Source organism: Bradyrhizobium sp. 147 (assembly GCF_023073935.1).
Taxonomy (GTDB): domain Bacteria; phylum Pseudomonadota; class Alphaproteobacteria; order Rhizobiales; family Xanthobacteraceae; genus Bradyrhizobium.
The window spans coordinates 1-13,134 of the sequence record NZ_JADPKL010000097.1 but is presented as its reverse complement, the minus strand read 5'-3'; the positions used below and the strand labels follow the sequence as shown (position 1 = coordinate 13,134).

12 protein-coding genes are annotated in these 13,134 nt (G+C 57.5%); 11 read left to right on the top strand and 1 reads right to left on the bottom strand.

Annotated elements, in window-relative coordinates; translation table 11 throughout:
• Nucleotides 1-468 precede the first annotated feature (468 nt).
• The 5 genes from rfbC to IVA87_RS24305 are packed head-to-tail and all read left to right on the top strand — an operon-like array spanning nucleotide 469 to nucleotide 5,102.
• Entirely contained in the window at nucleotides 469-1,026 is a 558-nt protein-coding gene (gene rfbC, locus IVA87_RS24325) for a dTDP-4-dehydrorhamnose 3,5-epimerase (RefSeq protein WP_247335602.1), read from the top strand.
• Between the two features lie 14 nt (nucleotides 1,027-1,040).
• Entirely contained in the window at nucleotides 1,041-2,099 is a 1,059-nt protein-coding gene (gene rfbB, locus IVA87_RS24320; RefSeq protein ID WP_247281178.1) for a dTDP-glucose 4,6-dehydratase, read from the top strand.
• Between the two features lie 8 nt (nucleotides 2,100-2,107).
• Complete coding sequence (gene rfbD, locus IVA87_RS24315) at nucleotides 2,108-3,094, top strand: dTDP-4-dehydrorhamnose reductase (RefSeq protein WP_247335331.1); 987 nt, start codon at nucleotides 2,108-2,110, stop codon at nucleotides 3,092-3,094.
• Nucleotides 3,003-3,878 carry a glucose-1-phosphate thymidylyltransferase RfbA gene (gene rfbA, locus IVA87_RS24310; RefSeq protein ID WP_247335329.1) on the top strand — a complete coding sequence of 292 codons (876 nt, stop codon included), beginning with the start codon at nucleotides 3,003-3,005 and terminating at the stop codon, nucleotides 3,876-3,878. Before rfbD ends, rfbA begins: the two co-directional genes overlap by 92 nt.
• 54 nt (nucleotides 3,879-3,932) lie before the next feature.
• Nucleotides 3,933-5,102: a hypothetical protein gene (locus tag IVA87_RS24305; protein ID WP_247335326.1), complete on the top strand. Its 1,170-nt coding sequence runs from the start codon at nucleotides 3,933-3,935 to the stop codon at nucleotides 5,100-5,102.
• Nucleotides 5,103-5,124: 22 nt separating this feature from the next.
• Here IVA87_RS24305 and IVA87_RS24300 read toward each other — a convergent pair whose 3' ends face one another.
• A complete protein-coding gene (locus IVA87_RS24300) occupies nucleotides 5,125-6,030 on the bottom strand; it encodes a glycosyltransferase (protein ID WP_247335324.1) in 906 nt (301 codons plus the stop codon).
• Nucleotides 6,031-6,209: 179 nt separating this feature from the next.
• Between IVA87_RS24300 and IVA87_RS24295 the strand changes: the two genes are divergently transcribed.
• From IVA87_RS24295 to IVA87_RS24270, 6 genes are all read left to right on the top strand, one after another.
• Entirely contained in the window at nucleotides 6,210-7,004 is a 795-nt protein-coding gene (locus IVA87_RS24295) for a WecB/TagA/CpsF family glycosyltransferase (RefSeq protein ID WP_247335322.1), read from the top strand.
• A 3-nt stretch (nucleotides 7,005-7,007) separates the two neighbouring features.
• Complete coding sequence (gene wecB / locus IVA87_RS24290; protein WP_247281172.1) at nucleotides 7,008-8,132, top strand: UDP-N-acetylglucosamine 2-epimerase (non-hydrolyzing); 1,125 nt, start codon at nucleotides 7,008-7,010, stop codon at nucleotides 8,130-8,132.
• Entirely contained in the window at nucleotides 8,125-9,387 is a 1,263-nt protein-coding gene (wecC, locus tag IVA87_RS24285) for a UDP-N-acetyl-D-mannosamine dehydrogenase (protein ID WP_247335320.1), read from the top strand. Before wecB ends, wecC begins: the two co-directional genes overlap by 8 nt.
• Before the next feature lie 34 nt (nucleotides 9,388-9,421).
• Complete coding sequence (locus IVA87_RS24280; protein WP_247335318.1) at nucleotides 9,422-10,588, top strand: DegT/DnrJ/EryC1/StrS family aminotransferase; 1,167 nt, start codon at nucleotides 9,422-9,424, stop codon at nucleotides 10,586-10,588.
• Between the two features lie 19 nt (nucleotides 10,589-10,607).
• Nucleotides 10,608-11,606 carry an NAD-dependent epimerase/dehydratase family protein gene (locus tag IVA87_RS24275; RefSeq protein ID WP_247335315.1) on the top strand — a complete coding sequence of 333 codons (999 nt, stop codon included), beginning with the start codon at nucleotides 10,608-10,610 and terminating at the stop codon, nucleotides 11,604-11,606.
• 169 nt (nucleotides 11,607-11,775) lie between these two features.
• On the top strand, nucleotides 11,776-12,828 hold the full coding sequence (locus IVA87_RS24270; protein ID WP_247335313.1) for an SDR family oxidoreductase: 1,053 nt from the start codon (nucleotides 11,776-11,778) through the stop codon (nucleotides 12,826-12,828).
• The last annotated feature ends 306 nt before the right edge of the window (nucleotides 12,829-13,134 follow it).

Sequence of the window (13,134 nt, the reverse complement as noted above, 5' to 3'; positions counted from 1 at the left end):
ATTTATTAAATGAATATAACGCAGAAAAATATGATTGCCAAATTAAATGTTATTCGGGTATTAATTGAACGACGGTCCACGGAAGGGGCCTTTTTGGCCAATTTTGCGGGGAGTCGCTGCTGCGCCCGACGATAATCGGCGGATGGAATTAAATGATATTTGAATTATGGTGGTTAAAGGATGGCCCGGCGGGACCGATCGTGCAGGAAGAAGCGTGGCGGGTCTTCGCGATCATTCAACGACATTCGAACGCCTTGAATGAGCCGCGTGCTGGCATGGCGATGCGACTCGGCTCAAGAAGTCGAATTCCTCCCGCACTGGAGACGCGTGGCATGTGCGAGCGCCCATCATGACGGCTCGAAGGACAACGGCGAAGGCAGTTTCGACGAGAGCAATTTCGATCGGTGCTTTGAAGACTTCGTTGCGCCTTCTGGCGGGACTGAGCACCACGTACGGGAGGACGCTTTCATGCTGGAAGTACGGTGTTTAGAGATCCCAGATATAAAGATCATTCAAACGGATCGAGTATCCGACGCGCGGGGTTATTTCTGCGAGACATTCCAGCGATCTGCATTCGCAGAGAAAGGGATTCTTGTCGATTTCGTTCAGGACAATCAATCCAGCTCAGATCAGGTCGGGACAATCCGGGGCTTGCACTTCCAGCGACCGCCGTTCGCCCAGGCCAAGCTCATACGAGTGCTAAGCGGCGCCATCCTGGATGTCGTGGTCGATCTTCGGCGTTCCTCGGCGACCTTCGGAAGGCATCTAGCTGTCAAGCTGGATAGCAAAACGGGCGAGCAACTGCTTGTCCCGAAAGGCTTTGCGCACGGTTTCTGCACGCTGCAACCTGAGACCGTCGTGTTCTACAAGGTCGACCAGGTCTACGCTCCAAGCCATGACGGAGGGCTCTATTGGGCCGATCCGGCACTGGCGATCGAGTGGCCGGTGACAACAGTCGAGGCCCAAGTGTCGCCAAAAGACAGGTCCCTGCCCAGGCTGGACCAGCTTACGGCCATTTTCGAGTGACGGAGAGCGGTCAGATGCGCGTTCTGGTGACCGGGGGAGCGGGATTTATCGGCTCTGCAGTGTGCCGTAGCTTGGTGCTACAGAAGGGCGCTGCAGTGATCAATGTCGACAAGCTGACCTATGCGGCCAACTCAGCCTCGTTGGCGTCTATCGAGGGGCGAAAGTCATACTTGTTCGAGCAGCAGGATATCTGCGACCGCGAGGCCATGGATTTCGTGTTCAGCAGCTACCAGCCTGACGCGATCATTCACCTCGCAGCCGAGAGTCACGTCGACCGCTCGATCACCGGCTCGGCCGCTTTCATTGCCACGAATATCGTGGGGACCTACACGTTATTGGAAGCAGCCAGAAAATATTATGAGGGCCTCTCGGTGTCACGACGAAAGCGGTTTCGCTTCGTTCACGTCTCGACAGACGAGGTCTACGGCTCACTCGGACTTGCCGACTTCTTCCGGGAAGAAACGCCTTACCAGCCGAGCTCGCCCTATTCAGCGAGCAAGGCAGCCTCGGATCATCTCGCGCTTGCATGGTTCAAGACCTATGGCCTGCCGGTCATTGTATCGAATTGCTCGAACAACTACGGCCCGTTTCAATTTCCAGAAAAGCTCATCCCCTTGATGATTCTTAATGCGATCGAGCGCAAGCCGCTGCCGGTGTACGGCGACGGCCGAAACGTGCGCGACTGGCTGCATGTTGAAGATCATGCGGCAGGTTTGATCACGCTTCTGTCGGAAGGTAGGCCCGGCGAGAAGTACAATTTCGGCGGCGATAGCGAACGCTCGAACCTCGACGTGGTTACCCAGATCTGCGACGTCGTCGACAGGTTGTATCCCGGTCCGGCAACGCGACGATCGATGATTACCTTTGTGCCGGATCGTCCGGGACACGATGTCCGCTACGCGATTGACGCGTCGAAAGCTCGCCGTGAGCTCGGCTGGCGGCCCACAAGAACGTTCGAGCAGGGGCTGACCGAAACAGTCGCATGGTATCTCAAGAGCCGCGCGTGGTGGGAGCGTGCCCGCAGCGGGGTTTATGACGGCTCGCGTCTAGGGCTCTTGGCTACACAACATTGAGGCTGAGAATGACGGAAAGGCCCATTTTCATTGCTGGTCGCAACGGTCAGTTGGCAAGGTGTCTTCATGACCTCGCGGTGCTGCACAGCATGCCCGTGGTCTCCCTTGGACGCAGCGAACTCAATCTGGAGACTCATGGGGAACTCCGACGGGCGATCGATCCATTCGCACCGTCCATGATCATCAACGCTGCCGCTTACACGGCGGTGGACCTAGCAGAATCGGAAGTAGCAAGAGCCTTCAGCATTAATCGCGACGCAGCGGCCGCGTTGGCCGATGTCGCATGGCAAATGAATATACCGTTCATCCAAATCTCAACCGACTATGTCTTTGACGGCACAAAGCTGGATGCTTACGAGGAAAGCGATGTTCCTGCGCCAATGAATGTGTACGGCGCATCGAAGCTCGCGGGCGAAGCTGCCGTTCTAGCGGCTCACCCGCTCGCAACGGTAATTCGCACTTCATGGCTTTATAGTCCCCACGGCAACAATTTTGTTCGGACGATGCTGCGGCTCTGTGAATCGCAACCAGTCGTCAGAGTCGTTCAGGATCAATGCGGAAATCCGACTTCCGCGCTCGACCTTGCGTCGGCGATCCTTCAGCTCTCAGCGCGGCTGCTAACCCGCGATCGTAGAGCCATGGCCGGCATCTTTCATCTTGCCGGACAGGGTGAGACGACTTGGCATGGGTTTGCCCAAGCGATTTTCGACTTGCTCGCTCATCGCGGAATCCGAGTGCCGCAGCTTGAGGCGATCACGAGCGAACAGTACCAGACGGCCGCGCGACGGCCGCGGAATTCGCGCCTCGATTCATCCAAGGCAGAACGCGTCTTAGGCATTCGATTGCCGTTATGGCGTTGTTCTCTCGAAACTTGTCTCGACCAACTCCCGGAAGGTAGAATCGATGCTGAAAGGAATTGTGCTGGCTGGTGGCAGCGGAACTCGACTGTATCCAATCACGAGAGCGGTGAGCAAGCAGCTACTGCCCATCTATGACAAGCCGATGATCTACTATCCCTTGTCAACGCTGATGCTGACAGGCGTGCGCGAGATTCTTATCATAACCACACCATCAGATCGGTGTCAGTTTGAGCGCCTATTGGGGGACGGCAGTCAATGGGGAGTTAGGCTCAGTTACGCGGAGCAGCCCCGACCCGCCGGTCTGGCGGATGCGTTCATTGTCGGCGCAGACTTCATCGGGAGCGATCGTGTTGCGATGGTGCTTGGAGATAACATCTTCTTTGGCGACGGCCTGAGCGAAATGCTCGCAAGGGCTGCCGAGCGTGAGGAAGGTGCAACCGTTTTCGCCTATCATGTACGAGACCCGGAGAGGTATGGCGTCGTTACGTTCGACGAGGGCGATCGCGCGCTGCGGATCGAGGAGAAGCCGAAGCAGCCGAGCTCGAACTGGGCGATCACAGGTCTCTATTTCTTCGACAACAACGTCGTGCGCTACGCACGGCGCATTGAGCCGTCGTCGCGCGGGGAACTCGAGATCACCGATCTGCAGATGCAGTATCTTTCGGCCAAGGCGCTCCATGTCGAGCGGATGGGACGGGGGTTCGCTTGGCTAGATACCGGAACAGTGGAGTCGCTAATCGATGCGGCTATGTTCGTGCAGACGCTTGAAAAGCGCCAGGGCATGAAGGTCGCTTGCCTTGAGGAAATTGCGTTGAGGCAGGGATTCATCGAGCGCAACCAGATCGAAGAGTTGGCGCGACCGTTGGAGAAGAGTGGCTACGGTCAGTATTTGCGCGAGATCGGGTCTCTCCTGACTTGAGTCTCGGGTTGAGTCATCCGCAGACATTGGAACGAGTTAAATCATAGTTCTTCGATGAACATCAACCCGATCAACAGTGGGACTTTGATGCCCGATCTCTCGCAAAATTCCCCGCTGGTGCGCTATGCGCTCAGAGGATTGGAGCGGTGTTGGCTACCTGAACACGGCTGCTGGTCACATATCTACCATCTGGACGGGCGCGCTTCGCCGAACGAGTCTTTACGGCGCAGCGATGTGTTCTACACGCTTAACGTTCTGCTCGGAATGTCAAGGATAAAGGACGTTCCTGGCAGCATCAATCTATCGGAAACATTCCATCGGAATGCGGTCCAGCTCACGGTCCTTTCGGTACCAAAGTATGCACTCGGCATGGCGCTTTGGGTTTCCGCAGAACTCAGCCTCGAGCTGCCCGAGCAAGTTGGGCGTGAAGTGAAGGCGCTCTTGAGCGATCAGGGGACGTGGAAGACGTTTCGGGCCCAAGATTTGGGTATGCTGTTGACGGGCGTGGTGGCTCAGGCCAGGGCCGGCGGCAAGGAGTGGGCGCCTTTCGCCGCTCCGCTGTATCGCTTTCTCCAAGAGCGATTTTACACTGGATCAGGGCTATTCTTCGACGCAGCATCGGGATTTCGGCGACGCTTCGCTTCGTTCGCGACGCAGATCTATCTCTCAATTGCGTGCTATCACTACGGTGAATTCGCAGGCGAGTCATCCGCACTCGCCATGGCAGAGGCCTGCGTGCGCAAGTTGATTGCGCTTCAAGGCCCCGACGGCGAGTGGCCCTGGTTCTTCGATGCGGCTGGTGGGCGCGTGCTTGATTTCTATGAAGTCTACTCGGTGCACCAGTATGGCATGGCTCCGGCGTTGCTTGAATGGGCAGAGCGCTACCGGGTTCGGGGGGCGCGGGATGCCCTAGTCAAGGGATTTACCTGGGTACTGGGCAAGAACCAGCTTCGCCGCTCGATGCTGGTGCCCGATCTCGGGCTGACCATCCGATCTCAGCTCCGCAAGCAGGAGCTGACAACGAGGGCGCCCAGGATGCTGCGCGCAATCACAAACGCCTACTCCGGACACGAGTCCGGGCTAATTGAAAATGCCGGTGTCGGACTTCGGCTGGAATGCCGTAGCTACGAACTGGGCTGGATATTGTGGTCGTTCGGTCAGCGAAGTGACTTGCTGGAACTGACCCACAACTCGGCCTTTGGCAAGGTACCCATGCCGGCCTGACGCCGTCGGACGAACGCTTGTGCTAACGGTTCCAGATGACGGCTCGCCGATTGCGCAGCAGCGACAGCATTGTTGTGACCCGATGCATTCTTACGGCACACATGACTGCGATAGCTTTGATGCGGGCCCTGATACCGTAGAGCCGATCACTCGTTAAGATCGTGATGATGCCCGGAGCGGGCGAGGCCAGAACAAGTAGGGCCTGCGCAATCCAGCGTAATCTCCATGCCGGCTTACCGTCGGCCATGTTGCGGTAGTGCAGAAGCTGTCGGTCCCATTTGACATAGAGCTCCTGGAGAGAACTCCTGGCCGGGTGGAAGACGATCATTTCCGGGATATATTGAAATCGAAGCCCGGCACGCTGCGCCCGTTGTCCCCACTCCATATCCTCCGCCACTTCGATCCCTGCGAACGGACCGACGCAATGGAAATCCGGGCGAAGCATCGCCATGTTGCCAGTGCCACAATAGCCATCGCGCTCGATATAGAGCTTGAATCGATAAGCGAAGACGCTCTCGTAGGCCGCGATGGCATCCTGATGTGGCTTCGTGCCACGCCAGATGCGGACGTCCCCTCCGAGCACTGTTCGAGGCGGCAACGAATGCAGTGAGCGCCACACGCTGCTCAGCCAATCCGGATGTGCCCTGCAATCGGCATCAATGAAGGCAAGCACCTCGCCGCTCGCAGCAGCAACTCCGGTGTTGCGCGCCGGGCCAGGCCCGGGCCGCGCCTCGCACAACAGTCGTACGCCCGGATATTGAGCGAGGACGTCGGTTGGCAAGGTTGCGGAGCCGTTGTCAACGACAATGATCTCGAACGAATCCCGGGGAATGCTCTGCGCCTCGAGACTGGCCAGGCATGTTTTCAGCTCGCTTGGCTGATTCAAATGTGGAACAATCACCGAAATCGCCCGCCATTTAATGTCCATTTAATTCCCTCCGCCACCGCCTGTCGCGATTTGACCGCTTACGCGGCTGTCGGCCTCGCATTTAAGGTCAAAATATAATATCAATATAACTTGCAAATAAAATCGCTATCATTATTATATCGATATTATTTAAGTTCAATTGAAAGCGGTCTTTCGCTCAAATGGCCGGGGAGGAACCCATGCGTGCCTACTTTTTGGGATGCCCCATCGATGTCTTGACTATGGCAGAGACTGTCGACCTTGCTCGTAAGGCCATGCGAAACCGTCAGCGTCTGCAGCATGTGGCGCTCAACGTAGCGAAGTTCGTCAACATGCGCTCCGATCCAGTGCTTGCCGCTGATGTCGCCAACAGCGACATTGTCGGAATCGACGGCATGGGAATCCTTTGGGGGGCGCGGGTGCTTGGTCTCCCGGCAACGTCGCGAGTCACCGGCGTAGATCTACTCAGCGAGTTGCTGAAAGTGTGCGCGCAAGAGGGCCTCCGACCGTATTTTCTGGGAGCCTCACCCGCCGTGGTGCAACAGGCGGCGCAGCGTGTTCGGGACGAGCACCCTTCGCTTGTCTTTGCTGGGTTGAGGCACGGCTATTTTTCAAGCGAGCAGGAGAACGAGGTCGTCCGCGATATTCGGTCCAGTGGCGCTGATTGCCTGTTCATCGGCATGCCCACGCCGCGGAAGGAACGATTTCTTGCGGCCCACCGCGACGAACTCGGCGTACCGTTCATCATGGGCGTGGGCGGCGGGTTCGACGTTCTCGCGGGCTCGGTTCTGCGAGCTCCCACTCGCATGCAGCAACTCGGCCTCGAATGGTTGTACCGCATCTATCAGGAGCCCAGGCGGATGTGGTGGCGGTATGCCAGGACCAACACGCTATTTGCGGGAATCTTGACGCAAGCCTTCATGTGGCAGGCAGTTAGACGGGCGCCTGGCATGTACAGTGTGCTGCCCCCCGGGGCAGGTCGGATCGGAGGGTGAGGCGTGCGAAAGCATTTTCTCATCCTGTTAGGAACCAGGCCGGAAGCGATCAAGCTGTTTCCGGTCATCAAGCGGCTCAAGGCCGAAAAGAACAAGGACATCGCCCTCACTGTTTGCGCGACAGCGCAGCACAGGGAGTTGCTCGACCAGGTTCTCAAGGTGGCCAAGGTGGTCCCGGATGTCGATCTCGACGTCATGACAGTGAATCAGACGCTCGATAGTCTAACCGGCCGGCTATTGTCGCAGATCGGAGAAGTGCTGGAGAGGGTGAAGCCCACCAGAGTGATCGTCCAGGGCGACACTGCGACTGCTATGGCAGGTGCGCTGGCGTCGTACTATCACCGCGTTCCGGTCTCACATGTCGAGGCGGGACTGCGAAGTGGAGATATCTTCGCACCCTGGCCCGAGGAGGTGAACCGCAAGATTGTCGGCTCGATCGCCGATCAGCATTTCGCGCCGACCGAGCGTGCTGCGAGAGCGCTGCGGGCGGAGAACGTCTCCAAGGATCGCATTCATGTTACAGGAAATACGGTCGTTGACGCGCTGATCCTCGCGAAAGCCATGGTGGAGGCCGATCCGCAGCTCTCGTCCCGCTGGGACGGGATCAAGAAGCGCCACGGCAACCGGCGCATTATCCTAGTCACTTGCCATCGCCGAGAGAATTTCGGCGGGGGAGTTTTCAACGTCGTCAATGCACTGGAGACAATCCTGAGCAGGGAGGACGTTGCCGTCGTACTTCCGGTTCACCCGAACCCGAACGTTCGCGACGTGTTCGCGAGCCGCCTCGCCGATCATCCGCGTGTCGTACTCATTTCTCCCCAAGAGTACACCGATTTTGTCAGCCTTCTGTCGCTCTCGTATTTGGTTCTCACTGACTCCGGAGGCGTGCAAGAAGAGGCGCCGACGTTCGGAAAGCCCGTCCTTGTCATGCGTGAAACGACGGAGCGTCCGGAGGGCGTCGAAGCCGGCACCGCACGACTGGTCGGCGCGAACTACGATAGGATCGTCCAAGAAACATTCCGTCTTCTTGACGACGATGAGACTTATTCGGCTATGGCTCGCTCCCATAATCCCTTCGGTGACGGGCGGGCGAGCGAGCGGATCGTGAAGGTGCTTCTTGATGCCTGAATTCCATAAAGTTGCTGTCATCGGACTTGGCTACATCGGCTTGCCGACAGCCGCGCTGATAGCCAGCCGCGGCCTTCAGGTGGTTGGGGTGGACACAAAGGAATATGTGGTCAGGACGGTTGGTTCCGGATCCATTCACATTTCGGAGCCCGATCTTGATGGTCTCGTTTCCAAAGTGGTGTCGAGCGGAGCGTTGACGACATCAAGCGAACCGCAAGCCGCCGACGTCTTCATCATCGCGGTACCCACACCTATTGACGGAAACAATCGGCCGGATTTGTCCAACGTGAATACCGCGGTCGAGTCCATACTCGATCTGCTTCGACCGGGTAATCTCGTCATTCTCGAATCGACCTCGCCGATCGGAACGACTGAAGGAATCGCCAAGCGGATTAGCGAACGCAGGCCCGACCTGAGAGTTGGTGTCAACGGTCATGAGGATGGTGCAATCTACGTCGCTTATTGTCCGGAGCGCGTATTGCCCGGGAGGATCTTGAGTGAACTCATCAACAATGACCGATGCATCGGGGGAGTGACCCCTGCCTGCACTCGGCGGGCTCAGCGCTTCTATAAGATGTTCGTTCGGGGCGCCTGTGTTGCAACCACTGCGCGCGCAGCCGAGTTGGTCAAACTCACGGAAAACGCGTTCCGCGACACGAACATTGCATTCGCCAATGAGCTCTCATTGATCTGCGATAGGTTCGAAATCAATGTTTGGGAGGTTATCGATATTGCCAACCGTCATCCGCGCGTGACTGTGTTGCGACCGGGACCAGGTGTGGGTGGTCATTGCATTGCGGTCGATCCCTGGTTCATCATCGACTCGGCGCCGGACCTCGCGCGCCTCATGCGGGCGAGCCGCGAGGTCAACATTGCCAAGACGGAAAGCATTATTGAGCGAGCCGAGGCTCTGATCGACGATCATCCATATGCAAACGTGGCTTGCTGCGGGCTGACGTTCAAGGCAAATGTCGATGATTTGCGCGAAAGCCCGGCAATGGAAATCGCAATGCACCTCGCGAAGAAGTACGGGGAGCGCATCAAGTTTGTGGAACCGAATCTGCGGCGGTTACCGCCCGAACTTGCCGACTACCGGCTCGGCTTCTTGAGCATCGACCAAGCATTGCGCACGTGTGAGATCGCCCTTCTCCTGGTCGACCACGACGAATTCAAGATGGTTCCACTAGCCGAACGCCGTCACCTCGACGTCATCGACACTCGGGGTATATGGCAAGATATGCCTGCGCGAACGTGAAGCTGCCGAACCCTCCAGAGGCGAGACTACCAATTTGATACCCTTCTTGGACTTGAAAGCACAAGCTCGGACAGTCGGATCGCAAATCGACGTTGCGATCGCGCGTGCGGTTCGAGACCTGCGGTCTACATGGAGGCCCGAAGCGACGGCTTTCGAGAAGCGGTTTGCCGACTACTGCAATGTCGCGTGCTGTTGCGCTGTCAACAGTGGCACATCGGCGCTCCGTCTCGCATTGCTGGCGGCTGGAGTGGGGCCGGGCGATGAGGTGATCACGGTCTCCATGAATTTCGTCGTGGCGACCGCTGCCATCATCAGGTGCGGTGCAACACCCGTCTTTGTGGACGTTGATCCAGTCACGTGGACGATGAACCCTGCTTTGATCGAGGCTGCGATTACGAACAGAACGAGGGCGATCCTGCCGGCCCATCTGCATGGGCTCATGGCGGACATGGATCCGATCATGTCGATTGCCCGCCGCTATGGTCTCTTTGTGATCGAGGACGCTTCGCAGGCGCATGGTGCTGTGTACAAGAGCAGGCGTGCCGGCTCGATCGGAGACTTGGGTTGCTTCAGCTTCTATCCCGATAAGAATCTCGGAGCCCATGGTGAGGCCGGAGCAGTTGTTACCGATCAGCCGGAACTCGCGCGACGTGTGTCGTGGCTCCTCGATCGGAATCAGGATGACGAGCGCAATCACGTTTTCGCAAGATACGATGATCGAATGGACGAATTGCAGGCAGCAGTACTGAACGTAAAGATGGACTACATCGAATCCTGGACTGAGACACGTCGAGCGATCGCGGTGCAATATGACCAGGCATTGTCGATTGCTGCACTCGCGAGTCCGCGGCCACCCAGCCACAGCCGGCATGTCTATCATATCTACGCTCTTAGGCTTCAGCATCGCGATCAGGCTCTTGCCATGTTAGGCCGCGCGGGGATCGGCGTCGGCATTCATTACGCCGTTCCGGTGCATTTACAACAGAGCTACGTAGAACTTGGATATCGCGTCGGCGATCTGCCTGTAAGTGAGAGGCTTGCGCGTGAGTTTCTATCGCTTCCCATTTATCCCGAGCTGTTGCCGGAGCGAGCCGGCATTGTTGCTTCCGAAGTGAGAAAAGTGGCTCCACGAGAGGCCCAGATATTCCGGAGCGACTGGGCATTTCAGAACAAAATGCCTCGAGATGGCCGATTAGCCTAGAAGCAGGAGAGCGGTCAGCATGGATCTCAAGGGCAAACGCGTTCTCGTTACCGGAGGGGCCGGATTCATCGGTTCGCATATCGTAGATTTGTTGTGCGACGAAGGCTGCGTCGAGATCGTCGCGCTGGATAACATGACGACCGGCCGACCGGAGAATCTTAGGAAGTCGCTTAATCGAGGCCCCGTTCGACTAGTCCGCGGTGATTTGCGCGACACCAAGTTGGTAGAAGCTCTTGTAAAGGGAGCCAACATCATCTTTCACCACGCTGCACCATGCAGCGCCCATTGCATGGCCGAGCCGCGTCTTGCCATGGAGGTCATGGTGAACGGTACCTTCGACCTGCTTGAACTTTGCGTCAAGTATGACGTCGAGAAGTTCATCGCTGCGTCTTCCGCTGCGGTGTACGGCGCGGCGGAGGAAGTTCCGACGACGGAGCATCAGAACCCGTATGGAAACCGTACGGTCTGTGGAACAGCGAAGGTGTGCATTGAAGGCCTGCTCCGCGCCTATAACGATATGCATGGTCTCGACTATATCGCTTTGAGATATTTTGATGTGTATGGCAGCCGAATGGATGTGCACGGCCGCTACGCCGAAATGTTGATCCGCTGGATGGAGGAAGTGGAGGCTGGAACGCCGCCAGTAGTAATTGGGCACGACCAGCAGACCTTGGATTTAGTGCATGTCCGTGACGCAGCACGAGCAACAATCCTTGCTGCGAGGGCAAAGGTCAGCGACGAGGTATTCAACGTGGGGAGCGGTGTCGAGACAAGCTTGGTGCAGCTCGCTTCGGCCTTGGCTTCCGTTACGGGCAATGACGGCGTGCTCCCGCAGATCGCGCCCGAGCACTCGATCAATCCTGTACCGCGGCGGGTGGCGTCGACTGGCAAAGCGGAACGGCTGCTGGGCTTCCAAGCCACAGTGCGGCTCGAACTCGGACTGACGGAGTTTGTGAAGTGGTGGCGCTCCGAACGAGGACTTGCAACAGCGCGCCAACGGCACGCTCTGGCTTCATGAGTCCCTTGCTGTGCCAAAACATCCTGCGAAGGAGCCGAAGCCCTGCGTGCAGCCGTCCTGCATTGCACTTTGCGTGGTCCAGGCGGGGCCGCCATTTGCCAGAACGCTGGCCGAAACACGGAAACCGGGCAAGTTTCGTTCATGAAATTGAGTGCGATGGAGAATGGCAATGCGAGTTCTTGTAACGGGTCATCTTGGCTACATCGGCACGGTCTTGACGCCAATGCTGATCGGTGCCGGTCACGAGGTGACTGGAATGGACAGCGATATCTACTCCCGGTGTACATACGCTGCTGGCGGTAGCATTCTCGAGGTCCCGACGATTTGGAAGGACGTCAGAGACGCGGAGGTCGCGGATCTCGTTGGCTTCGACGCTGTGCTGCATCTAGCAGCGCTCTCCAACGATCCGCTCGGCAATCTGAGGCCTCAGCTGACCGACGAGATCAATCATCGCGCAAGCGTTCGCATCGCCGAGATAGCCAAACATGCCGGCGTACGTCGTTTCTTGTTCGCCTCGTCCTGCAGCAACTATGGAAAAGCCGGCGAAGAAATGATCGATGAGACCGCCGCGCTCAATCCGGTGACCGCCTACGGGGAATCCAAGGTTGCCTCCGAACGTGATATTTCGACGTTGGCCAGCGACGGGTTTTGCCCGGTGCATCTGAGGCCAGCGACAGCGTACGGAGTCTCACCGCGGCTGCGCTTCGATATTGTCCTGAATAACCTTGTTGCATGGGCGTTTACAACAGGAAGAATTCATCTGAAATCGGATGGCTCGCCCTGGCGGCCAATCGTCCACATCGAGGATATTTCTAGAGCTTTCATCGCCGCATTGGAGGCGCCTGCCGAATCCGTCTTCAATGAGGCATTCAATGTCGGTCAGACTGCTCACAATTATAGAATTCGGGATCTAGCCGAGATCGTCGCGAGCGTGGTGCCGAATTCTACGGTGGAGTTCGCCGAGGATGCGAGTCCAGATGAGCGATCCTACCGAGTGAGCTTCGAGAAGATCCGCTGTAAGCTGCCAGGGTTCCAGCCGCGCTGGGACGCTCGGATGGGCGCCGAACAGCTCTATAGGGTCTACCGTTCGTCAAATTTGACGTTGGAAGAATTCGAAGGGCCGCGATATCAGCGGATCAGCCACATTCGGAAGTTGCTTGCGGAGGGAGTGCTTAATAGCGATTTGCGCCACTCGAAACTGCAGCTTCAAGCCGCGTCATGAATGCCAGCTGATCGGTGCGGCAAAACTCGACGAGCTGGAGATCGCCGAGGAACCGTCAAGCTCATTCGTCAGAGTCGGCCTGACACGATCACAGATAGTGCACTGCCAGGTCGCGCTCCCTCGAAGAGTCGCCGACGGTTGCAATGGCCTGAGGGGACGCCGGCCGAATGTCGCGAGAATGATAGGACGAAGAGCGTGACGTTGCCCCCAAGTTTTATCCAGTCCTGAGTTCGCCCCGGCTGTTGGATTTACCCGAATGGGCGGTGGTAGCGACGGGAGCTGGTGCGGAGCCATCGGCATAGCGCA

Bases quoted from the DNA above. Each gene is read 5' to 3' on its own strand.
- wecC (WP_247335320.1), top strand. From the start codon at position 8,125: ATGCCTGAATTCCATAAAGTTGCTGTCATCGGACTTGGCTACATCGGC.
- IVA87_RS24295 (WP_247335322.1), top strand. From the start codon at position 6,210: ATGCGTGCCTACTTTTTGGGATGCCCCATCGATGTCTTGACTATGGCA.
- rfbD (WP_247335331.1), top strand. From the start codon at position 2,108: ATGACGGAAAGGCCCATTTTCATTGCTGGTCGCAACGGTCAGTTGGCA.
- IVA87_RS24305 (WP_247335326.1), top strand. From the start codon at position 3,933: ATGAACATCAACCCGATCAACAGTGGGACTTTGATGCCCGATCTCTCG.
- rfbC (WP_247335602.1), top strand. From the start codon at position 469: ATGCTGGAAGTACGGTGTTTAGAGATCCCAGATATAAAGATCATTCAA.
- IVA87_RS24300 (WP_247335324.1), bottom strand. From the start codon at position 6,030: ATGGACATTAAATGGCGGGCGATTTCGGTGATTGTTCCACATTTGAAT.
- IVA87_RS24270 (WP_247335313.1), top strand. From the start codon at position 11,776: ATGCGAGTTCTTGTAACGGGTCATCTTGGCTACATCGGCACGGTCTTG.
- rfbA (WP_247335329.1), top strand. From the start codon at position 3,003: ATGCTGAAAGGAATTGTGCTGGCTGGTGGCAGCGGAACTCGACTGTAT.
- rfbB (WP_247281178.1), top strand. From the start codon at position 1,041: ATGCGCGTTCTGGTGACCGGGGGAGCGGGATTTATCGGCTCTGCAGTG.
- IVA87_RS24275 (WP_247335315.1), top strand. From the start codon at position 10,608: ATGGATCTCAAGGGCAAACGCGTTCTCGTTACCGGAGGGGCCGGATTC.